The organism is Alysiella filiformis, assembly GCF_014054525.1.
In the GTDB taxonomy this organism is placed as follows: Bacteria; Pseudomonadota; Gammaproteobacteria; order Burkholderiales; family Neisseriaceae; genus Simonsiella; species Simonsiella filiformis.
Genome location: NZ_CP059564.1, coordinates 2,294,565 through 2,316,416, shown reverse-complemented (window position 1 = coordinate 2,316,416; position 21,852 = coordinate 2,294,565). Strand labels below are relative to the sequence as shown.

Below are 21,852 nucleotides of genomic sequence, written 5' to 3'. Positions count from 1 at the left end.
CTGAAAACGCAAAAAAACCTGTTTCGCCAACAAAACAGGTTTTGATGAAAAAGCCAAATCATCTGCACCGCCACAAGTGCGGTTGAAACGAGATGATGGGCTGATGTTCATGGTTGTCTCACACAGGGTCATACAAATGTGGCAATTATAGCGATTTTCCGCCCTTTGCTTGTAAAAATTTTTGTGTGATGGGGCAGGCTGCCTGAAAACGCATTTTTGTTACACACAATAACAAAACACGCTATCATTGCATTTTTTTACACAGTATAAAGGAACACCATCATGCACGTTTTGCGTTTGAGTTTGCCCATTTTAACGGCTGCGATTTTGGCAGCGTGTTCGCCACAAAATGCGTCTGCGCCACAAAATGCCGCGTCTCAACCCACATCGCCTGCCAGCACACCTGTGGCGGCTGGCGAAACGAAAAATCTTGCCATCACCGCCATCACCGAACACCCTGCTTTGGACGACATTCGCTATGGCTTGTTGGAACAACTGAAAACCGAAGGCTTTGAAGAAGGCAAAAATCTGAAAATCGATTTCCAAAGCGCACAGGGCAATCCTTCTACTGCCGCGCAAATTGCCAAAAAATTCGCTGGCGACAAACCCGATGTGATTGTGCCAATCAGCACGCCCAGCGCACAAGCGGTGGTGGCGACAAGCAAAGACATTCCCATTGTGTATGCGGGCATTACCGACCCCATTGGCGCGAAATTGGTGTCATCGTGGGACGCATCTGGCACCAATGTTACGGGCATGTCCAACCAAATGGACGTGCAGCCTGAATTGGATTTGATGCGCGAGCTCATCCCCGATTTGAAAGCGATTGGCTATGTGTTCAGCCCAGGGGAAGTCAATTCGGTAACGGTGTTGAATCAGTTGCGCGAAAAAGCCGCCAGCCACAACATCAAAATTGTGGACGTGCCAGCACAAACCACATCTGACGTGTTAGCCGCCGCGCGCAGCCTGAAAGGTAAGGTGCAAATCATCTTTACCGCGCACGACAACAATGTGGTTGCCGCCTATCCTTCCATGTACAAAGCGGCGGTGGAGATGAAAATCCCCTTGCTGGCAGCCGATTCCAATTCGGTGGGCAAAGGCGCGGCTTTGGCTTTGGGCGTGAACGATTACAATTTGGGCAAAGAAACAGGCAAAATGGTTGCCCAAGTGTTGCGCGGCAAAGCGGCTGGCGAAATGCCATCGCAAAAAATGCAAGATTTGGAATTGGTCATCAGCCCCAAACACGCGGCAGAACAAGGTTTGACGCTGCCTGAAAGCGTACTCAAACGCGCCAATAAAACGGTGGAATAATTCCATTTAAAAAACATTTCAGGCAGCCAAATTCGCATTTTGGTTGCCTGAAATGTTTTTATGAATTTTGACGAAGTTGCGCCAAATGCGCCCGAATTTCTGCGACCGTGTTTTCGGTAAACAATTTATCCAAATTTTTCCAAATTGAATGGTAGCCAAATCCGCCTTGTTGCATTTCCGCTTTCGCGTCTACCAGCGACCAATTTTGATATACCACGCGATACATTGCAATCACAATGCCTGTACGGTCTGCGCCATGATAACAATGCACCAATACCGCACCGTGTTTTTGCTGCTGCTCAATTTCCCACAACACTTCGGCTAAATCTTTGGGCGTGATGTGCCATGTGGTCAAGGGTTTGTTAATCAATTTGATGTGCGTGTTATCGGCAAACACTTTCGCTGTGGTGTTGCGTTTGAAAAAGCGCAAATTCACAATGCTTTGGATATTGTGTTCGGCAATGGCGGCTTTGTCTTCGGCTTGGAGCTGTTCGCTGCGGTAGAGTTTGTCGTCCACGCGATACAAGTTGGCATCTTGTTTCAGCAGTTGTGCGGCTTGGCTGGCTGAATGGATTTGGGGTGTGTGGGTTTCATTCGCCATACAAATTGGCAACAGGCAGCACAATGCGATTGCCGTGAATTTTTGTTGATTCATCAAATGTTTTTCCTTGTGTTTTGGGTTTTCAGGCAGCCTGAACATTCCCCACCAATCAAAAACGTGTCAAATACAAAAGTTTGGCACATTTTGGTTTGCGGACGTGGCGTTGCGCCGCCACACCCACGCTTTGGGTGCGTGGCATACCATAAAATTGCGCCTTAATTTCGGTAGAATGGTGCGTGGTACGCACCCTACAAATTCTGATTTAAAACATACTGTCAGTTCGCCTTTTTAATGCAATGAGTTTAATCCAAATCGGACAAATAATCACATTAAAAAACATGAGTATATGAAATACCCATTGTTGTAAGGTGGTCATATTTGAAACGCGACAAGCATGATATTCACAATCACGGCTACCGAAAATGGCATACAACACATTGCTCCAAAATAGCCATAAAATCGGCTTTTTGTAGGCTTGCCAACGCTCTTGCATGGATTCCCAAAAAGTCATTTCGTCCATGATGTCTATATTCCACCAATTAAAGCCTTGTAGGTCGGGCATTTATGCCCGACAATGTGCTGTGATTGCTTATGTCGGGCATGAATGCCCGACCTACGGAAATCATTTTTTGTCGTGTACTGAAAGGCTGCCTGAAACACATCAATAACGCGCTGGCACCACGCCCATGCGCTGTTTCAACGATGTGCGCGGCAAATTCATCAATGCCGAGTAGTAAGTGGCATTCGTCATCACTTTTTTCACATAATCGCGCGTTTCATTAAATGGAATGGTTTCGGCGTAAATGGCACCTTCCAAGCTGTTGCTGGCTTGCCATTTGCGTGCGCGCCCTGGCCCTGCGTTGTAGCCTGCGGTTGCCAAAACTTCGTTGTTTTGCAAGTTGTTACGCGCGTCTGCCATATACCATGTTCCCATGCGAATGTTGCCGTCCATGGTGTAAAGTTCGCTTTGGCTCATGCCCAATTTACGCGCAATCATGCTGGCGGTAGAGGGCATGACTTGCATCAAACCCTGTGCGCCCACGCTGGATTGTGCGCCCAACACAAAACGGCTTTCTTGGCGGATTAAGCCATAAACCCAAGCCGCGTCCACGCCATTTTGTTGCGAATAGGCTTGCACCAAATTTTGGAAAGGCGTGATGTAGCGCAAATTGAAATTGAGCAAATGGTCGGTGCTGTCGGCAGAATGAATCGCCATTTCATAAAATTGTTGATTGAATGCCAACTGTGCGGCTGCCAAGCGCGTGGTTTCGTTCATGCCGCGCGTGGCGTAACGCCATTCGGTTTGCGCTTGACGGCGCATTTTCCAATCGCCCGATTGCTGGCTGGTGTGAAACAAATTCAAAGCGCGTTGAATTGCCCCATCGCGGCTGATTTCGTTCACTTGATTGGGGCTGGCTGGCGACACATTGTTTTGGGCATTCACTTTGCCGCCCAATTCTTCGGTTGCCAACAGCGCGTAAAAATTGCGTCCCGTCTGCGCGGCTTGTTGATACAGATTTTTGGCTTGATTGCCTTTGCCTGTGTGTTGGTAACTGCGTCCCAGCCAATACAGCCAAGTGGGGTCTTTTTGTAAATCGGCGGGCATGGTTTCAATGATGTTTGCCAAATCTGCCCAACGTTGCAATCGCAATGCCGAACGCGCATACCATTCAAATTGTTCATCGGTAAATTGGCTGCGGTCGCTGGCTTGGCTGTAATAATTGAATGCGTTGCCGAAGTTTTGCTCTTTTGCCAATTTTAAGCCCAATACGCCCCATGCAAAGCTGCTTTGCTGCGCGTTCAGGCTGCCCAAATTGGCGGTTGAGCCTGTGCGAATGGCGTTTGCCAACAAGCCTTCTGCGCCGCCATCAATGCTGCCACCCAATGCGGCTGCCAAATTGCGCGCGTCTGTGATTTGGTTGTTGCTGATTAAGCCGCGTACACGTCGCCAAGCATCATTTTGATTCAGGCTGCCTGCGCGATTTTGCAACAGGGTGTTGCAACCCAAAGGCAAGCGTGCGGTGTTGCGTACCAATTTGTTCACAAATTGGGCATCGTTTTCCATGCCAAACAAATGGGCGTAGCAGCGCACTTCTTGATGGCGACCTTCTGGCTCAACTTGTTGATATTGTTGCTTGAAAGTGGCAAATTGTTGGCGTTTGCCCAAACTTTTGAGCCATTCGTTGCGCACGTTTTCAGCCATGGCGCTGTTGTGTTGTTGAGCCAAAAATTGACTGGCAGCCATGTCGTTGTCCATTTTGACCGCATTCAACACGCTTTCTAATTGGCGATAGCTGTTTAGGCTTTGGTTCACATTTTCGCCAGCGCGTGGCTGCCATGCAAACACATCGGCAGACGCATTTTGTGTGGCAGATGGCTGTAAAATCACGGTTTCGGGCGCAGGCTTTTTGGGGGCTTGTTTGGAAGAACATGCTGCCACCAATGAAATGGCAAGCGTGGTAAGGGCATAAGTCATATTTCGCGGCACGGTCATCATGTGGGTCTTTGATTTGTTTAAAAATTTAATGAAAAGCGCAAATCATAGCATTTTTTGCGCATTCAGGCAGCCTGAAAATAAAGTTTTCACACAATTTTTACGTTTAATCAGCAAAAAAGCTGCCTGAAAATGGGTTTCAGGCAGCCAAAATGGTTTGAAATTAGAACCTGTATTCATAAGATTGATGGCTGATTTTATGGATAATGCTTGCGAATACAAGGCGGCTTTTTATGCCAATAACAAAACGATTGGCGTGAAAAGCCAACGCCGTAGGCGCATGAAGTAGCGATAAAAGCGAGCCATTAAGATTGTGAATGCAGGTTCTCAACTGTTCAAGGCTTTTGCCACATCGCGTAAAGCGGTACGCAAGCCTTCTTCAATCACAGGGTGATAGAAAGGCATATCCAACATTTGCGGCACGGTCATGTTCATTTGGTGCGCCCACGAGAGCAGATGTGCCAAATGTTCGGCGGCAGGTCCCACCATTTCCGCGCCCAATAATGCGCCCGATTGCTTGTCGGCATACACGCGCAAATGCCCTTTATTGACCAACATCACACGGCTGCGACCTTGATTTTTAAAGGAAACTTCGCCCACTGCCACTTTGTTGGCAAAATCATCGCCATGTTTTTGTTGCAGTTGGGCAAAGCGCGAGCCAATGCTGGCAATTTGCGGATTGGTAAACACCACACCGATTGGGCTGCGGCGCAAACCTTCGGTAATGTGGGGGAATTTGCCCGCGTTGTCGCCCGCAATTTTGCCTTGGTCGCTGGCTTCATGCAGCAAAGGCAGTTGGTTGGACGCATCGCCTGCAATGAAAATGTGTGGAATGCTGGTTTGCATGGTCAAAGGGTTGGCAATGGGTACGCCACGCGCATCGCGTTCAATATTGATGTTTTCCAAGCCGATGTTGTCCACATTGGGGCGGCGACCAATGGCTGCCAGCAAATAATCTGCCACAAACGTGCCGTTTTCGCCATTTTGCGACCAATTTACCGCCACTTTGCCATCGGCATTCAATGCCACTTCGGTTTGTGATGACAAATGCAAATCCAATTCTTCATCAAAAATTTCAATGGCTTGTTGCAAAACCACAGGGTCGGTAATGCCGCCCAATGCGCCACCTCTGCCAAAAATGGCAACTTTCACACCCAAGCGGCTCAAAGCCTGACCCAATTCCAAGCCAATCACACCTGGTCCAAATACCGCCACGCTTTCAGGCAGCGTGTCCCATGAAAACACGTCATCGTTGATAATCAGTTTGTCGCCCAAAGCCTGCCATTCGGGGGCGATAACGGGGCGTGAACCTGTGGCAATCACAATGCGTTCGGCGTGGATTTGGGTGTGGTCGTCAATTTGAATGGTGTGTTCGTCAATGAATTTGGCTGCACCCATGATGCGGCGGCTTTCGTCCCAAGCGTTTACGTCTTCCAACACAAAGCCGACAAAGCGGTCGCGTTCGGATTTAACGCGCTGCATGACTTCTGCGCCGTTTACTTGAATGGATTGTTTGTCCAAATGCACGCCAAATGGGTCGGTGTGCAAGGCGTGATGACGCGCTTCGGCAGCCGCAATCAGCAATTTGGAAGGCATACAGCCCACACGCGCACAGGTTGTACCAAACACATGGCTTTCAATCAAATACGCATTGGGCGTGTGCAACAAGGCATTGCGAAACGCGCCCATGCCTGCGGTGCCGACACCTATGACCACCACATCTGCTGTGAGTTTTTTCATTTTTGAATCCTTTAATATAGACAAGTATCGTCAATCAAATACAAAATGGAACGCCATGTAGGGTGCAACAAGTTACACGCTACACTTGTCCTGTTTTGTAAAAAAATAGACCAAATAATTTAAGAAAAGGGTTATTCAGGCAGCACAACTATTTGAATCACATCAATAATTGGGCTGCCTGAATAACCCTCGGGTCATTCAGGGGGGCAACGCCAGAAAAGGAGGAGAAAACTGCCGTTGCCCCAAAGTGGGCGCGTTAGAAAAGGAGGAGAAAACTACCGCGCCCTAGGAGGTAATCGCCATGAAAATGACGATGTGATTATAGCGGATTTTGGGGAGAAATGGCAATGCGTTTTTAATGGGTATTTTGCGTTAAAATCGCGCATTTGTGCGTCAAAAATGCGCATTTGGGCAGATATTTGTAATAATATTTCAAATGAAAGGGAATTTGCATGAAAACCGTTTGGCTGTTTTGCACGGTCATTGACAATTTTGGCGACATTGGCGTGGCATGGCGTTTGGCGCGTGAATTGCGTAGCCGATTGAATGTCAAAGTTTTTTTATTTTTGGATAATTGGGACGCGCTCATGCAGCTTGCGCCGAATTTTGCCGATGAACGCGATGTTGTCGTTAAACGTTGGCGTGAACACGAGTGGGCAGATTGCGACCATGTGCCTTTGCCCGATTTGACCATTGAAACCTTTGCTTGTGGGCTACCTGAAAGTGTGTTGCTTAAAATCAAGAAAAATCAATCGCTTTGGTTGAATTGGGAATATTTGAGCGCGGAGGATTGGGCAGTCAAAACCCACGCGATGCCATCTTTGCAGGGCGATGGTTATCCGAAATATTTTTGGCAAATGGGCTTTGTGCCTGAAAGTGGCGGTTTGATTCGTGAACGCGATTTCAGGCTGCCTGAAAAAACATTCCCAAAAGAAAACAATGCGTTGAATGTTTTGATTTTTGGCTATCGCAGCGCAATTTGGGCAGACATTTTGCGCGCGTGGCAAACTTTGGGCTGGTGTGTGAATGTGGATTTGGCTGGTGGGCAGGTTGCGGCAAGTTTGCGAGAAAGCGGATTTTTGCCTGAAAAGGGCGCGGAATGTGTTTCAGGCAGCCTGAAAATCCGCCAAATTGATTTTGTGCCACAAGCGGATTTTGATGATTTGTTGGCGCGATACGATTGGCTTTTTGTGCGTGGCGAAGACAGTTTTGTGCGCGCCCAATTTTCGGGCAAGCCTTTGTTTTGGCATATTTATCCGCAAGATGAGCTGGCGCATTTGGACAAATTGGACGCATTTTGGCAAACGGTTTTTGGCGACAATCACACGGTGTGGCAGCAGGCGTATCAGAGTTTGTCGCGCGAATTGAATGGCGATTTCAGGCTGCCTGAAAATGAGCGGCTGGCGCATTGGCAAACTTTGCGTCAGCATGAAAATGAGTGGCGGCAATCGGCACAATCGTGGCAGCAAAATCTTTTTAATCAGAAAGATGCCTTATCGCGTTTGGCGGATTGGTTGGCGCAAAAATGATTTCAGGCAGCCTGAAAGTATGTGAGAGAATGAAAGTTTTTGCCTTCGGCGACTTACTTTTTAAAAAAGTAAGCCAAACAACTTGACGCACAATAGTAACTTTGATTATTTTCAATAACTTCTGTTTTCAGGCAGCCTGAAATTGTTTTTTGATAAGTTAAACGTTCGGCTTTAAAGTATTTGGCTTACTTTTTTAAAAAGTAAGTCGCCGAAGGCAAACCTTTTTTATCTTATTTTTTGCGCGAAAATGCCCAACTGGTGTCTTCTTTTTGTTGCAACAATTCCACGGCTGCGGCAGCACATTCGTGTCCCGATTCGGACGCGAGTTTCAAATAACGTTTGCCTGCGGTGCGGTCTTTGTCGGCACGTTCGCCGTTCCACAGCATTTTGCCGAGCAAATAGGCGGCATGTGGGTTGCCATCGTTTTCCACGGCTGCCTGTAAACGGGCGGTGTTGCCTGTGTAATAGCAGGCTGTTTGAATTTCTTCTTGCGCGATGTCGCCTGTTCTAATGGCTTCTTTGTAAAGCAATAATGCGTGTTCAGCGTGGGCTTTTACCCCATCGCCAGCGCGATAGCATTCTGCCAAATAAAATTTGGCAACAGCCGCATTTTTCCAAGGCGTTTGCGCGGCAAGGGCAAACAGCTTGGCGGCTTCGCGGTGTTTGGGCAAAATGTGTGGAATCAAGCGATAGGGGCTGTTTTTCAAGCGTAAATGGTTGAACGTGCCAGTACGCAAATAAATGCCTAAATCCAGAGCTGCTGCCATGATTTTGCCGTCCAAAGCTGTTTTCAGGCAGGCAATCGCGGCTTCATCGCTTTGCACAATGCCATCGCCCGTAATGCAAGCGCGTGCCAAACGATACGCTGCCAAAGGGCTGCCCAATTCCATGGCGTGCCGAAAACACGCCACCGCTTTGCTGGGATTGCGTTCCAACAAATCGCTGCCTTCGTATGCCAAGCCCAATTCCAGCCAAGCGGCAGCAAAATTTTGTTGCGCGGCTGCCTGAAAAAATTGCAAGGCTTGGTGGGGATAAAACGCCTTGCGTTTCCACAATCCTGCCGCAAACAAACAGTATGGATTGCCCACTTCGGCGCGTTCATACACGGTTTGCTGAATAAATTCATCATACAAATCTTCGGGTTCGGGATAGGGAATGGTGGTGTCCAAAGGCTGCATGCTGGTCAGCTTGGATTCGGGATTCCACAACCGCGCATAGCGTCCCAAACGAAACAAGGGCGACAAATGCCCCGCAATTTTTTCTTGGGATACGGTTAGTTTACCGCGAAAATATTTGGTTTCTTCGCCAAAATGGTTTTTAACCGTAAAGGTTTCAAATTCAGGCAGCGCATCGCGGCGGCTTTCCGCATCAACCAGCACCACGCCAATGGGCAAACCATCTTGATAATAAATGCAATCCCACACACGCATGATTTGGGCTTCGGTAATGCGCCCTTCTTCTTCGTGCAAATATAAAACCACATCGCCACGTTGTGCCAAAGTGTTGTCGGCATAATGCAGGGGGTGGGTTGATGATTCGTAAGTATTGGCGTGTTGTTGCATGGCGGTGTTACCAAAAAATGTAATTTAATTAAATGAATGGGAATTTTAGGGATAAAGCCACATCTTGTCAAAAAACAGGCGCGTTTGCCACGCAAACAAAAGCTGCCTGAAAAAAAGGTTTCAGACAGCCTTTGGCATGAACACCGCTTCTTAATCCTGATTGGGCTGAATAAAAGACACACCCGATAATTGAGCCGAAAAAATCGCCTTGCGAATGGCACTCAATGCCTTGGGGCGCACAAAATTGCGCCGATAAGCCAACAAAATGCGGCGCGTTGGCACATGGCTTTCAAAAGGAATAATGGAAAACAGCATGTGGTCATTTTCCGTTAAAGCCGTGGCAGGCAGCACACTAATGCCCAAACCACTTGCCACCATATGCCGAATCGTGTTGATGGAGCTGCCTTGCAAAGTGCTGGTTAAGCCCGTGATTTTTTGTCGCGCAGCCAAGTCGGTGCAACTGCCCAGCACATGGTCGCGCATACAATTTCCCTCGGTTAAAAGCAGCACACGTTCATCGCTCAAAGCCTGTGGCGACACCGAATCCAATTCCTCAAAACGATGCCCTTTTGGCACAATCGCAAAAAACGGCTCATCATACAAAGGAATCGTTTCCACACCCGTTTCGTGATACGGTTCGGCAATCACAATCGCGTCCAAATCGCCGTGTTTGAGCAAATCGGTTAAAGGCGTGGTGTAATTTTCTTCCAACATCAAAGGCATTTTGGGGGCAATGTTGCGCAAAGACAAAATCAGCTTGGGCAACAAATAGGGCGCAACCGTAAAAATCAAGCCCAATTTAAATGCCCCCTCCAATTCATTTTGCTCTTCATTTGCCAAATTGCGGATAACGTCCGCCTCGTCCAATACTTTACGCGCTTGGGCAATGATACGCGCACCTGCATCGGTGGTAATCACTTCATTGCTGCTGCGGTCAAACAGCGATACCGCCAATTCCTCTTCCAATTTTTTGATGGCAATGGACAATGTGGGTTGGCTGACATGGCAACGCTGTGCAGCGCGTCCAAAATGACGCTCTTGGGCAACGGCAACGATATAGCGCAATTCGGTTAGCGTCATGAATTACTCCAATTTAAAAGGGGAATCTTCGGCTGGGGCTTCTTCGGTGTTTTGTTCCACGCGTTTGGCTTCAGGCAGGGTAATATTCAATTCCAGCATATCAATGCCATCGCGTTTTTCGTGGGAAATGTTGATGTCGTTGAGTTCAATTTTGACGTATTTGGACAAAACTTCCATCAACTCTTTTTGCAACATGGGCAAATAATCGGGTGTGGCGTTTTCGGTGTCGCGCACATCGCGTTGTTGTGCAATGATGATTTGCAAGCGGTCGCGTGCCACGTTTGCGCTTTGCTTATCGCGTTTGCCAAACAAAAATTCAAAAATGGACATCATCATTTACCCCCAAATAAGCGTTGGAAGAAACCTTTTTTCACAGGTTCAAGGAAACGGATTTCGCGGTTTTCGCCCAACAAGCGTGCCACCACGTCTTTGTAGGCTTCGGCGGCATTGGCGTTTTCTTGATGAATCACGGGCGAGCCTGCGTTAGACGCTTGCAACACGCTTTGTGATTCGGGAATCACGCCCAATAAGGGAATGCGCAAAATGTCTTGAATGTCTTGTACCGACAGCATTTCGCCTTTGGCAACGCGCTCGGGCGAATAGCGGGTAATCAGCAAATGCTCTTTCACGCTTTGACCGCGCTCGGCTTTGCGCGATTTGCTTTGCAAAATGCCCAAAATGCGGTCAGAGTCGCGTACGGAAGACACTTCTGGGTTGGTGGTGATGATGGCTTCATCGGCAAAATACAATGCCATCAATGCGCCTGTTTCAATGCCTGCTGGCGAATCGCAAATCACATATTCAAAATTCATGCCTTGAATCAATTCTGCCAAAATGCGTTCTACGCCTTGTTTGTTCAGGGCTTCTTTGTCGCGCGTTTGCGATGCGGGCAAAATGTACAAATTGTCGCAATGTTTGTCTTTGATTAAGGCTTGATTTAATGTGGCTTCTTTTTGAATCACATTGATTAAGTCGTACACCACGCGGCGTTCGCAACCCATAATCAAGTCCAAATTGCGCAAGCCCACGTCAAAGTCAATCACGCAGGTTTTGTGTCCGCGCAATGCCAAGCCCGATGCAATGCTTGCCGATGTGGTGGTTTTGCCCACGCCACCTTTACCAGATGTTACTACAATGATTTTTGCCACTGTTTTGTTCCTTATTTTAAATAAAATAAAATTGAAAAAGCCGTTTTCAGGCAGCCTGAAAATCGTAAAACCTTATTCTGCATTGATTGCGCCAATTGCCAAACGGTCGTCTTGCAATTCAATTTGTACGGCTTGGCGGTGCAAATGCGGCGGCAATTTTTGGTCAAACACGCGATAAATGCCTGCTATGGAAACCAATTCTGCCTGCATGGATTGCACAAAAATGCGCGCTTTGGTGTCGCCCGAAGCCCCTGCAATGGCACGTCCGCGCAAGGGCGCGTAAATGTGAATGTTGCCATCGGCAATCACTTCGGCACCAGGGCTGACAATGCCCAATACAATCAAATCTGCTTGTTCCGCATAAACCTGCTGCCCTGTGCGCACGGGTGTGGAAACCACAATGGTTGGCTTGGCGGGCATGAGACTCACGCGCTCATCGCTGATGATGTCTTCTGTTGTATCATCAATGGCATCAAAGGCATTTTCTGAATGCTCTTCGGCAACCATTTCCACCAAATCTGCCATTTTTGCCATTTCCACGGTTTTGATGGCGGCATTGTCGTTCATCAAAATGCCATCATCTATTTCAGGCTGGGCGATGGGGTTTTCGGCTGCCTGAATGGGGTCGTTGGGCATTTCGGTTTGGGGCAATTCTTGCAAATCTGCCTTGTTGCCCGCAATAAATGCCAAACCATGCGCTTCGGCATATTTTGCCCAATGGGGCAGATGGTGGCGCAAACCCACAATGCTCAAACCATGCACCGCAAACATAGCCATGATGTCGGTTAAAGGCAAATTATCGCCATTGTCCAAATGACCAGCATCTAAAATAAAGGGCAATGATTTGAATTTCAAATATTTATCAATATTAAATTGCAGGGTTTCGCGAATATTGCCTGCGTTGTCAGAGTGAAGCAGAATCGCCAACGCATCAATGCGTGCCGATTTTACGCCAAAAGCTGGTTTCATGTTGATTCGTCTGTCGTGATTGTTTTATTCAATAATGGGGGCGAAGTGTACCCCTTTTAAGCACTTGATTCAACCATTGAGCTGGTGTTGGGGGTGTTGTTTTGCGAAAGGGATTCAGGCAGCCTGAATGCAAAAATGTTGTGTTTTTTACACAAATTTGCTTTTTTATTGAAATATGGGCAAGTATGGGTAGCATTTTGGGGATTTCTGCTCAAAAAGGGCGTATGATGAGTGTGTCTTAAAAATTTTTTACCAAGCTATAAAAAGGAATCAAGCAATGAAAAGCAAATTTTCTTATGTCTTTACCGCATTGGCAGCCACATTCGTATTTCAGGCAGCGCAAGCCGAAGATTTGGAAGTGTATGGCAAAGCAGGCATTCCAGGCGTGGGAGTAGGGGTGGGCTACGGTGTCAGCGACAATGTTACCGTGCGTGGCGATTTAACCACTTTGGGCAACATTAAACGCGATTTTCACTACCGCGCATTTGATTTTGATGCCAAATTGAAAACCAATAAATTGAATGTGCATGCCGACTATTTCCCAATGGAAGACAACGCCTTTCGCTTGACCACAGGTTTGGGATTTGGGAAAACTTCGCTTGAAGCCACAGGTAAAAGCGACAGCAGCAGCAAGCAAACCTTCAAATTGGGTGGTAAAACATACGAAGTCAATTTAACAGGTAACGATACCTTGGACGTAGAAGTCAAATACCCAGCCGTATCGCCTTATTTTGGTATTGGTTGGGGTCATGATGTCAAACGCAAAAAAGCAGGCGAATGGGGTTTCAGTGCCGATTTGGGTTTTTACGCAGGCAAGCCCAAAACCACAGTAAGCATTAACAGCGATTTGCGTCAAAAATTGGTTGATTCCCAAGGCGGTACAGAAGCAGCAGTCAAAGAATTGGATAGCCGTCTTGCCCAAGAAACCGAAAAAGTAAAAGATAAAGTAGAAAAATACAAAGTCATTCCCGTTGTGAATTTTGGTGTTACTTACCATTTCTGATTTTCCCTCACCTTTTGCGAAAAGGTGGCTGCCTGAAAATGCAGTTTGTTTTCAGGCAGCCTTTTAAATTTTAAATTGGGGTTTGAATGAAATTTCCTTAAATTTGATGAATTTGTCATTTTTTAGAGAATTTTTTGTGATTGAGTGCTTGACGTTGTGTGAGATTGTGGGCATAATTCGGTTTTTCGCTGCTACGGCGGCAAAGAGAAATATTTAGTTGAATTTTTTAGTTCTTTAAATAAATGATTACTGATAAGTGTGAGTGTATTGAGCCTCACACTGTTTTGAGAGTTTACAAGATTGAATGTGTTTTTCATATTTATTTCTTGTTAATTTCTTTGAAGCAGACCAGAAGTTGTAAGTTAGAGATTGAACATAAGAGTTTGATCCTGGCTCAGATTGAACGCTGGCGGCATGCTTTACACATGCAAGTCGAACGGCAGCACGGGTGCTTGCACCTGGTGGCAAGTGGCGAACGGGTGAGTAATGCATTGGAACGTACCGAGTAGTGGGGGATAACTGTCCGAAAGGATAGCTAATACCGCATACGACCTGAGGGTGAAAGCGGGGGACTTTTAGGAGCCTCGCGCTATTTGAGCGGCCAATGTCTGATTAGGTAGTTGGTGGGGTAAAGGCCTACCAAGCCGACGATCAGTAGCGGGTCTGAGAGGATGATCCGCCACACTGGGACTGAGACACGGCCCAGACTCCTACGGGAGGCAGCAGTGGGGAATTTTGGACAATGGGGGGAACCCTGATCCAGCCATGCCGCGTGTCTGAAGAAGGCCTTCGGGTTGTAAAGGACTTTTGTCGGGGAAGAAAAGCGGATTGATAATACCAGTTCGTGATGACGGTACCCGAAGAATAAGCACCGGCTAACTACGTGCCAGCAGCCGCGGTAATACGTAGGGTGCGAGCGTTAATCGGAATTACTGGGCGTAAAGCGAGCGCAGACGGTTTGTTAAGTCAGATGTGAAATCCCCGAGCTCAACTTGGGAACGGCGTTTGAAACTGGCAAGCTAGAGTATGTCAGAGGGGGGTAGAATTCCACGTGTAGCAGTGAAATGCGTAGAGATGTGGAGGAATACCGATGGCGAAGGCAGCCCCCTGGGATAATACTGACGTTCATGCTCGAAAGCGTGGGTAGCAAACAGGATTAGATACCCTGGTAGTCCACGCCCTAAACGATGTCAATTAGCTGTTGGGGCACTTGATGCCTTAGTAGCGTAGCTAACGCGTGAAATTGACCGCCTGGGGAGTACGGTCGCAAGATTAAAACTCAAAGGAATTGACGGGGACCCGCACAAGCGGTGGATGATGTGGATTAATTCGATGCAACGCGAAGAACCTTACCTGGTCTTGACATGTGCGGAAGGCTTTAGAGATAGAGCTGTGCCTTCGGGAACCGCAACACAGGTGCTGCATGGCTGTCGTCAGCTCGTGTCGTGAGATGTTGGGTTAAGTCCCGCAACGAGCGCAACCCTTGTCATTAGTTGCCATCATTAAGTTGGGCACTCTAATGAGACTGCCGGTGACAAACCGGAGGAAGGTGGGGATGACGTCAAGTCCTCATGGCCCTTATGACCAGGGCTTCACACGTCATACAATGGTCGGTACAGAGGGTAGCCAAACCGCGAGGTGGAGCCAATCCCAGAAAACCGATCGTAGTCCGGATTGCACTCTGCAACTCGAGTGCATGAAGTCGGAATCGCTAGTAATCGCAGGTCAGCATACTGCGGTGAATACGTTCCCGGGTCTTGTACACACCGCCCGTCACACCATGGGAGTGGGGGATACCAGAAGTAGGTAGGGTAACCGCAAGGAGCCCGCTTACCACGGTATGCTTCATGACTGGGGTGAAGTCGTAACAAGGTAGCCGTAGGGGAACCTGCGGCTGGATCACCTCCTTTCTAGAGAAAAGAAGAGGTTGAATGCACTCACACTTATCGGTAATCACAGATAAAGATGCAAGTTTTAAATCTTGAAATTGGATTTTAAATTATTTTTGATTTTAAATTTAATTTTAGGATTTTAAAAAAGAAGCAAGCTAAACAAGGAACGAAACATCGCCGTGTACGCAAGTACATAAGATGTTGAGAGACGAAGTAGAGCGTAGCTTATTTTTTAAAAGACATGGGTTTGTAGCTCAGGTGGTTAGAGCACACGCTTGATAAGCGTGGGGTCGTAGGTTCAAGTCCTACCAGACCCACCAGTTGCAACGCAAAGAAATACTGGGGGCATAGCTCAGTTGGTAGAGCACCTGCTTTGCAAGCAGGGGGTCATCGGTTCGATCCCGTTTGCCTCCACCAAGATTCAGGCAGCCTGAAAGTGGAATAAAAAATAAAATAAGAAAAATAATTATTTTATAAATATTCAAAAATTTAAAATTGCAAATTAAAGCGAGTTTGTGTAGAATGGCTAGCTTGCTTGTTTTAATTTGCAATTTGCTGATGATTAGTCAGTTAATTGATTGCATCGCTCTTTAACAAATTGGAAAGCCGAAATCAACAAACAAAGACAATTTTGATTCGATTTGGTTTGAAATCAGTTTGCAAACTGATTTCAGGCAGCCTGAAAGTCTGGTTCATTAATTTAATTATTGTTAATTGATTTTTGAATTAAGTTTACAGGTTAGAAAGAATTAAACAACAGTATTTGGGTGATGATTGTATCAATACCCGTCTTGAAACACAAAAGGCAAGATGGGTATCACAACAAAGCAGTAAGCTTTATTGTTTGAGAATCTAAGTAGAATATGGTTGTCAACGCTGTATTCTGCAAAGTCAAAGGTTCTTCAAATGATAGAGTCAAGTGAATAAGTGCATCAGGTGGATGCCTTGGCGATGATAGGCGAAGAAGGACGTGTAAGCCTGCGAAAAGCGCGGAGAAGCTGGCAAAAAAGCAATGATACCGCGATGTCCGAATGGGGAAACCCACACAGCAATGTGTATCCCAGTCTGAATACATAGGACTGGCGAAGCGAACCGGGAGAACTGAACCATCTAAGTACCCCGAGGAAAAGAAATCAACCGAGATTCCGCAAGTAGTGGCGAGCGAACGCGGAAAAGCCTGTGCGTGATAATGGCACTGTTAGGAGAAGGACTTGGAAAAGTCCGCCACAGTGGGTGATAGCCCCGTATCCGAAAACAGTATCATGGTACTAAGCGCACGACAAGTAGGGCGGGACACGTGAAATCCTGTCTGAATACGGGGGGACCATCCTCCAAGGCTAAATACTCATCATCGACCGATAGTGAACCAGTACCGTGAGGGAAAGGCGAAAAGAACCCCGGGAGGGGAGTGAAATAGAACCTGAAACCTGATGCATACAAACAGTGGGAGCACCTTTAATGGTGTGACTGCGTACCTTTTGTATAATGGGTCAACGACTTACATTCAGTAGCGAGCTTAACCGAGTAGGGGAGGCGTAGGGAAACCGAGTCTTAATAGGGCGATCAGTTGCTGGGTGTAGACCCGAAACCGAGTGATCTATCCATGGTCAGGATGAAGGTGCCGTAACAGGTACTGGAGGTCCGAACCCACGCATGTTGCAAAATGCGGGGATGAACTGTGGATAGGGGTGAAAGGCTAAACAAACTCGGAGATAGCTGGTTCTCCCCGAAAACTATTTAGGTAGTGCCTCATGTATCACTTCTGGGGGTAAAGCACTGTTATGGCTAGGGGGTCATTGCGACTTACCAACCCATTGCAAACTCAGAATACCAGAAAGTGCAATCATGGGAGACAGACATCGGGTGCTAACGTCCGGTGTCAAGAGGGAAACAACCCAGACCGCCAGCTAAGGTCCCAAATGACAGATTAAGTGGTAAACGAAGTGGGAAGGCACAGACAGCCAGGATGTTGGCTTAGAAGCAGCCATCATTTAAAGAAAGCGTAATAGCTCACTGGTCGAGTCTTCCTGCGCGGAAGATGTAACGGGGCTCAAATCTGTAACCGAAGCTGCGGATGCTAGTTTACTAGCATGGTAGGGGAGCGTTCTGTAAGCCTGTGAAGGCAGCTTGTAAAGGCTGCTGGAGGTATCAGAAGTGCGAATGTTGACATGAGTAGCGATAAAGCGGGTGAAAAGCCCGCTCGCCGAAAGCCCAAGGTTTCCTACGCAACGTTCATCGGCGTAGGGTGAGTCGGCCCCTAAGGCGAGGCAGAAATGCGTAGTCGATGGGAAACGGGTTAATATTCCCGTACTTTGATTCAATGCGATGTGGGGACGGAGAAGGTTATGCTGGCAATCTGTTGGAATAGATTGTTTAAGCCTGTAGGTGGAAGGAGTAGGCAAATCCGCTCCTTCTTAACACCGAGACGTGATGACGAGTGTCCACGGACACGAAGCAGCAAATACCACGCTTCCAGGAAAAGCCACTAAGCTCCAGTTGAATCAAAACCGTACCGCAAACCGACACAGGTGGGCAGGATGAGAATTCTAAGGCGCTTGAGAGAACTCGGGAGAAGGAACTCGGCAAATTGATACCGTAACTTCGGGAGAAGGTATGCCCTGTAAGGTTAAGGACTTGCTCCGTAAGCCTATCAGGGTCGCAGAGAATCGGTGGCTGCGACTGTTTATTAAAAACACAGCACTCTGCTAACACGAAAGTGGACGTATAGGGTGTGACGCCTGCCCGGTGCTGGAAGGTTAATTGAAGATGTGCAAGCATCGGATCGAAGCCCCAGTAAACGGCGGCCGTAACTATAACGGTCCTAAGGTAGCGAAATTCCTTGTCGGGTAAGTTCCGACCCGCACGAATGGCGTAACGATGGCCACACTGTCTCCTCCCGAGACTCAGCGAAGTTGAAATGGTTGTGAAGATGCAATCTCCCCGCTGCTAGACGGAAAGACCCCGTGAACCTTTACTGTAGCTTTGCATTGGACTTTGAAGTCACTTGTGTAGGATAGGTGGGAGGCTTTGAAGCAGAAACGCCAGTTTCTGTGGAGCCGTCCTTGAAATACCACCCTGGTGGCTTTGAGGTTCTAACCCAGACCCGTTATCCGGGTCGGGGACCGTGCATGGTAGGCAGTTTGACTGGGGCGGTCTCCTCCCAAAGCGTAACGGAGGAGTTCGAAGGTTACCTAGGTCCGGTCGGAAATCGGACTGATAGTGCAATGGCAAAAGGTAGCTTAACTGCGAGACCGACAAGTCGAGCAGGTGCGAAAGCAGGACATAGTGATCCGGTGGTTCTGTATGGAAGGGCCATCGCTCAACGGATAAAAGGTACTCCGGGGATAACAGGCTGATTCCGCCCAAGAGTCCATATCGACGGCGGAGTTTGGCACCTCGATGTCGGCTCATCACATCCTGGGGCTGTAGTCGGTCCCAAGGGTATGGCTGTTCGCCATTTAAAGTGGTACGTGAGCTGGGTTTAAAACGTCGTGAGACAGTTTGGTCCCTATCTGCAGTGGGCGTTGGAAGTTTGACGGGGGCTGCTCCTAGTACGAGAGGACCGGAGTGGACGAACCTCTGGTGTACCGGTTGTTTCGCCAGAAGCATAGCCGGGTAGCTAAGTTCGGAAGAGATAAGCGCTGAAAGCATCTAAGCGCGAAACTCGCCCAAAGATGAGACTTCCCCTGTGGTTTAACCACATTCAAGGGTCGTTGTAGACCACAACGTTGATAGGTCGGGTGTGGAAGAGTGGTAACACTTGCAGCTAACCGATACTAATTGCCCGTAAGGCTTGACTCTATCATTTGAATAACTTTAAACAGTTCTACTACAAATGACAAAGCTTACTGATGACTCAGTCATCACCAAAAATACAAAATCAATACAAACACAAAACCTTTGTTTTATTGGCTTCCCAATTTACCCCCTTTACGTTTGGCGACCACAGCGGTTTGGACCCACTCCTTCCCTTCCCGAACAGGACAGTGAAACATCCCTGCGCCGATGATAGTATACTCCGTATGCGAAAGTAGGTCATCGCCAAACTCCTTATTCTCTACCCCAGCTCCTTTTATTTTATTAGGTGCTGGGGTTTTCGGTTTTTTATTTAAATTTTTATTTTAAGTATAAAATGTTAATTTTTTCATTAAATTGAAATTTAATGTCAATAAAATCCATTTTGATTGAAATTTTGGCAATTATGTTGCACGATGTTGCCTTTTTACATTGAAAAGCACAATTAAATCTGTTAAGCTGTTGTTTTAATTATTGAGAAAGATAAAAATGGAACGCTTAAAGCAAACTGATGATGTACGCATTAATGGGATTATGGAATTATTGCCACCGATTGCACATTTGTATGAATTGCCGATTAGTGAACAGGCAACGGAATTGGTAACGCAAACGCGCGCTGAAATTGCTGATATTTTATCGGGTAAAGACAATCGTTTGTTGATGATTATTGGTCCATGTTCCATTCACGATACGCAGGCTGCTTTGGAATATGCTCAACGTTTGTTGCCATTGCGTAAAAAATATGAAAAAGAACTGCTGATTGTCATGCGCGTTTATTTTGAAAAACCGCGTACCACGGTGGGCTGGAAAGGTCTCATCAATGACCCACATTTGGATGGCAGCTTTGACATCAATTTTGGTTTGCGTCAAGCGCGTAAATTATTGTTGGAACTGAATAATTTGGGTATGCCTGCTTCTACTGAATTTTTGGATATGATTACGCCGCAATATTATGCGGATTTGATTTCTTGGGGCGCGATTGGGGCGCGTACCACTGAAAGTCAGGTTCATCGTGAGTTGGCTTCGGGCTTGTCTTGCCCTGTGGGTTTTAAAAATGGCACAGACGGCAATCTGAAAATTGCCATTGACGCGATTGGGGCGGCATCGCACCCACATCATTTTTTGTCGGTTACCAAATCGGGTCATTCGGCGATTGTGCATACGGCGGGTAATCCCGATTGCCATGTGATTTTGCGTGGCGGTAAAGAGCCGAATTACAGCAGTGAACATGTTAAATCGGCTTCGGCGCAGTTGGAGCAGGCAAAGGTTACGCCCAAATTGATGATTGATTGTAGTCATGCCAATAGCAATAAAGATTATACGCGCCAAATGATTGTGGCAGAGGACATTGCGGCGCAAATTCGCAATGGTGAAAACAACATCATGGGCGTGATGGTGGAAAGTCATCTGAAAGAGGGCAAACAAGCCGAGCCGATTGAGTATGGTAAGAGTATTACTGATGGTTGCATTGGTTGGGATACGACCGAAACTTTATTGGCATTGTTGGCGGACGCAAACCGTTGTCGTTTGTGAGTGTTTTTCAGGCAGCAGGGGATATGGGGACAAATTGCCCTCAATATTCAGGCTGCCTGAATATTGTTTTTTGAAGGAAAAATACCATGAAAGCCATGATTTTGGCGGCTGGACGCGGCGAGCGCATGCGCCCTTTAACCGATTCCATGCCCAAACCTTTGTTGATGGTGGGCGATGAGCCGCTTATTGGTTGGCATTTGCACCGTTTGAAAGCGGCTGGAATTGATGAGATTGTCATCAATCATGCGTGGTTGGGGCGGCAGATTGAGCAAACTTTGGGTCATGGCGCGGCTTATGGTGTGAACATTGCTTATTCGCCAGAAGGGGAGACGGGTTTGGAAACAGCTGGTGGCATTGCCACGGCTTTGTCTTTGTTGGGCGATGAGCCGTTTTTGGTGGTTAATGGTGATGTTTTGACGGACATTGATTTTCAGGCAGCCCACCAAATCGCGCAAAATATGCAGCAAAATGCGATTTTGGCGCATTTGTGGCTGGTTGAAAATCCCGAACACCATCCGCAAGGCGATTTTATTTTGGGCGACAATGGTGTGATTCATTCGGAAAATGCGGCTGGCAAACGCGCCACGTTTAGCGGCATTGGCGTGTATGCGCCTGCATTGTTTGCCGATACGCCTAAAAATGTGCCTGCGAAACTTGCGCCTTTGTTGCGTCGAGCGATGAATGATGGCACGGTGCAAGGCGAATGGCACACGGGTTTGTGGCTGGACGTGGGAACGGTGGAACGTTTGGCATTTGCCAACACATTGGTACAACAGGGAAAATTAGCCAAAAAATGATGTTCAGGCTGCCTTATCATTTCCCTACCAAATTCAAGTTTTTGCTGAAGGCAAAATCCATTTTTGTGGGGGAGAGAAAGGCTGCCTGAAATCTTATTCTGTATCCAATTTCTTGATTTTGTGGTCAAACACGAATGTGCCAAAGGGGATAATCGCGGCAATCAAGCCCAGCCCAAAAATCCCCAATGACCATTTCTTCACATGGCAGGTTGCCAACAACACGACTAAAAATGCCAAAAACAAAACCCCGTGCGTCATGCCTGTTGGACGAATAAACTCAGGGTTATCAAACACATATTTCATCGGCATGGCAAAACCAAACAATGCCAAACACGAAATGCCTTCTAAAATGCCTGCCACGCGCAAAATGGGTGTACTCATCGCAATTCCTGTGAAAA

17 protein-coding genes, 2 tRNA genes and 3 rRNA genes are annotated in these 21,852 nt (G+C 47.3%); 10 read left to right on the top strand and 12 right to left on the bottom strand.

Features of this window, described 5'->3' with window-relative positions; translation table 11 throughout:
* Window positions 1–282: 282 nt before the first annotated feature.
* On the top strand, window positions 283–1,311 hold the full coding sequence (locus H3L97_RS11235; RefSeq protein ID WP_097115178.1) for an ABC transporter substrate-binding protein: 1,029 nt from the start codon (window positions 283–285) through the stop codon (window positions 1,309–1,311).
* A gap of 58 nt (window positions 1,312–1,369) precedes the next feature.
* On the opposite strand, the gene H3L97_RS11230 is transcribed toward H3L97_RS11235, so the two are convergent.
* From H3L97_RS11230 to H3L97_RS11210, 6 genes are all read right to left on the bottom strand, one after another.
* A complete protein-coding gene (locus H3L97_RS11230; RefSeq protein WP_097115179.1) occupies window positions 1,370–1,966 on the bottom strand; it encodes a dual specificity protein phosphatase family protein in 597 nt (198 codons plus the stop codon).
* A 55-nt stretch (window positions 1,967–2,021) separates the two neighbouring features.
* The gene (locus H3L97_RS11225; RefSeq protein ID WP_179655906.1) at window positions 2,022–2,159 is read right to left on the bottom strand and encodes a hypothetical protein; all 138 of its coding nucleotides are present in this window, start codon (window positions 2,157–2,159) and stop codon (window positions 2,022–2,024) included.
* 15 nt (window positions 2,160–2,174) lie between these two features.
* Window positions 2,175–2,474, bottom strand: a complete 300-nt coding sequence (locus H3L97_RS11220) for a hypothetical protein (protein WP_097115180.1) — start codon at window positions 2,472–2,474, stop codon at window positions 2,175–2,177.
* A 99-nt stretch (window positions 2,475–2,573) separates the two neighbouring features.
* Entirely contained in the window at window positions 2,574–4,406 is a 1,833-nt protein-coding gene (locus H3L97_RS11215; RefSeq protein WP_371271294.1) for a lytic transglycosylase domain-containing protein, read from the bottom strand.
* Window positions 4,407–4,451: 45 nt separating this feature from the next.
* The gene (locus H3L97_RS12110; RefSeq protein ID WP_263480783.1) at window positions 4,452–4,586 is read right to left on the bottom strand and encodes a hypothetical protein; all 135 of its coding nucleotides are present in this window, start codon (window positions 4,584–4,586) and stop codon (window positions 4,452–4,454) included.
* Between the two features lie 147 nt (window positions 4,587–4,733).
* Window positions 4,734–6,146, bottom strand: coding sequence for a dihydrolipoyl dehydrogenase (locus H3L97_RS11210; protein WP_097115182.1), 1,413 nt, complete (start codon window positions 6,144–6,146; stop codon window positions 4,734–4,736).
* A 452-nt stretch (window positions 6,147–6,598) separates the two neighbouring features.
* Between H3L97_RS11210 and earP the strand changes: the two genes are divergently transcribed.
* Window positions 6,599–7,675, top strand: a complete 1,077-nt coding sequence (gene earP / locus H3L97_RS11205; RefSeq protein WP_097115183.1) for an elongation factor P maturation arginine rhamnosyltransferase EarP — start codon at window positions 6,599–6,601, stop codon at window positions 7,673–7,675.
* 230 nt (window positions 7,676–7,905) lie between these two features.
* Here the strand turns inward: earP and H3L97_RS11200 are convergent, their stop codons facing one another.
* The 5 genes from H3L97_RS11200 to minC form a co-directional block, all read right to left on the bottom strand.
* A complete protein-coding gene (locus H3L97_RS11200) occupies window positions 7,906–9,237 on the bottom strand; it encodes a tetratricopeptide repeat protein (protein WP_097115184.1) in 1,332 nt (443 codons plus the stop codon).
* 150 nt (window positions 9,238–9,387) lie between these two features.
* The gene (locus H3L97_RS11195) at window positions 9,388–10,317 is read right to left on the bottom strand and encodes a LysR substrate-binding domain-containing protein (protein ID WP_097115185.1); all 930 of its coding nucleotides are present in this window, start codon (window positions 10,315–10,317) and stop codon (window positions 9,388–9,390) included.
* 3 nt (window positions 10,318–10,320) lie between these two features.
* Entirely contained in the window at window positions 10,321–10,647 is a 327-nt protein-coding gene (gene minE / locus H3L97_RS11190) for a cell division topological specificity factor MinE (RefSeq protein ID WP_097115189.1), read from the bottom strand.
* Between the two features lie 2 nt (window positions 10,648–10,649).
* Complete coding sequence (gene minD, locus H3L97_RS11185) at window positions 10,650–11,465, bottom strand: septum site-determining protein MinD (RefSeq protein WP_097115186.1); 816 nt, start codon at window positions 11,463–11,465, stop codon at window positions 10,650–10,652.
* Between the two features lie 72 nt (window positions 11,466–11,537).
* Window positions 11,538–12,434, bottom strand: a complete 897-nt coding sequence (minC, locus tag H3L97_RS11180; protein WP_097115187.1) for a septum site-determining protein MinC — start codon at window positions 12,432–12,434, stop codon at window positions 11,538–11,540.
* A gap of 277 nt (window positions 12,435–12,711) precedes the next feature.
* Here minC and H3L97_RS11175 point away from each other — a divergent pair, with 277 nt between their 5' ends.
* The 8 genes from H3L97_RS11175 (at window position 12,712) to murU (ending at window position 21,454) form a co-directional block, all read left to right on the top strand.
* Window positions 12,712–13,437: an outer membrane beta-barrel protein gene (locus tag H3L97_RS11175; RefSeq protein ID WP_097115188.1), complete on the top strand. Its 726-nt coding sequence runs from the start codon at window positions 12,712–12,714 to the stop codon at window positions 13,435–13,437.
* A gap of 371 nt (window positions 13,438–13,808) precedes the next feature.
* Window positions 13,809–15,347, top strand: a 16S ribosomal RNA gene (locus tag H3L97_RS11170).
* A 225-nt stretch (window positions 15,348–15,572) separates the two neighbouring features.
* Window positions 15,573–15,649: transfer RNA gene (locus H3L97_RS11165), tRNA-Ile, on the top strand.
* Window positions 15,650–15,670: 21 nt separating this feature from the next.
* Window positions 15,671–15,746 (top strand) — tRNA-Ala (locus H3L97_RS11160).
* Between the two features lie 496 nt (window positions 15,747–16,242).
* Window positions 16,243–19,130 (top strand): 23S ribosomal RNA (locus H3L97_RS11155).
* Window positions 19,131–19,264: 134 nt separating this feature from the next.
* Window positions 19,265–19,376, top strand: a 5S ribosomal RNA gene (gene rrf, locus H3L97_RS11150).
* The 16S, 23S and 5S rRNA genes sit together here with 2 tRNA genes alongside, the layout of an rRNA operon.
* Before the next feature lie 237 nt (window positions 19,377–19,613).
* Entirely contained in the window at window positions 19,614–20,657 is a 1,044-nt protein-coding gene (aroG, locus tag H3L97_RS11145; RefSeq protein WP_097114828.1) for a 3-deoxy-7-phosphoheptulonate synthase AroG, read from the top strand.
* Window positions 20,658–20,743: 86 nt separating this feature from the next.
* The gene (gene murU, locus H3L97_RS11140) at window positions 20,744–21,454 is read left to right on the top strand and encodes an N-acetylmuramate alpha-1-phosphate uridylyltransferase MurU (protein WP_097114829.1); all 711 of its coding nucleotides are present in this window, start codon (window positions 20,744–20,746) and stop codon (window positions 21,452–21,454) included.
* A 93-nt stretch (window positions 21,455–21,547) separates the two neighbouring features.
* On the opposite strand, the gene H3L97_RS11135 is transcribed toward murU, so the two are convergent.
* Window positions 21,548–21,835: a DUF3817 domain-containing protein gene (locus tag H3L97_RS11135; protein WP_097114830.1), complete on the bottom strand. Its 288-nt coding sequence runs from the start codon at window positions 21,833–21,835 to the stop codon at window positions 21,548–21,550.
* Between the last annotated feature and the right edge of the window lie 17 nt (window positions 21,836–21,852).

Bases quoted from the DNA above. Each gene is read 5' to 3' on its own strand.
- H3L97_RS11135 (WP_097114830.1), bottom strand. From the start codon at position 21,835: ATGAGTACACCCATTTTGCGCGTGGCAGGCATTTTAGAAGGCATTTCG.
- H3L97_RS11235 (WP_097115178.1), top strand. From the start codon at position 283: ATGCACGTTTTGCGTTTGAGTTTGCCCATTTTAACGGCTGCGATTTTG.
- H3L97_RS11210 (WP_097115182.1), bottom strand. From the start codon at position 6,146: ATGAAAAAACTCACAGCAGATGTGGTGGTCATAGGTGTCGGCACCGCA.
- H3L97_RS11215 (WP_371271294.1), bottom strand. From the start codon at position 4,406: ATGACCGTGCCGCGAAATATGACTTATGCCCTTACCACGCTTGCCATT.
- murU (WP_097114829.1), top strand. From the start codon at position 20,744: ATGAAAGCCATGATTTTGGCGGCTGGACGCGGCGAGCGCATGCGCCCT.
- aroG (WP_097114828.1), top strand. From the start codon at position 19,614: ATGGAACGCTTAAAGCAAACTGATGATGTACGCATTAATGGGATTATG.
- H3L97_RS11175 (WP_097115188.1), top strand. From the start codon at position 12,712: ATGAAAAGCAAATTTTCTTATGTCTTTACCGCATTGGCAGCCACATTC.
- H3L97_RS11220 (WP_097115180.1), bottom strand. From the start codon at position 2,474: ATGCCCGACCTACAAGGCTTTAATTGGTGGAATATAGACATCATGGAC.
- H3L97_RS11230 (WP_097115179.1), bottom strand. From the start codon at position 1,966: ATGAATCAACAAAAATTCACGGCAATCGCATTGTGCTGCCTGTTGCCA.
- H3L97_RS11195 (WP_097115185.1), bottom strand. From the start codon at position 10,317: ATGACGCTAACCGAATTGCGCTATATCGTTGCCGTTGCCCAAGAGCGT.
- minC (WP_097115187.1), bottom strand. From the start codon at position 12,434: ATGAAACCAGCTTTTGGCGTAAAATCGGCACGCATTGATGCGTTGGCG.
- H3L97_RS11200 (WP_097115184.1), bottom strand. From the start codon at position 9,237: ATGCAACAACACGCCAATACTTACGAATCATCAACCCACCCCCTGCAT.
- H3L97_RS12110 (WP_263480783.1), bottom strand. From the start codon at position 4,586: ATGAATACAGGTTCTAATTTCAAACCATTTTGGCTGCCTGAAACCCAT.
- earP (WP_097115183.1), top strand. From the start codon at position 6,599: ATGAAAACCGTTTGGCTGTTTTGCACGGTCATTGACAATTTTGGCGAC.
- minE (WP_097115189.1), bottom strand. From the start codon at position 10,647: ATGTCCATTTTTGAATTTTTGTTTGGCAAACGCGATAAGCAAAGCGCA.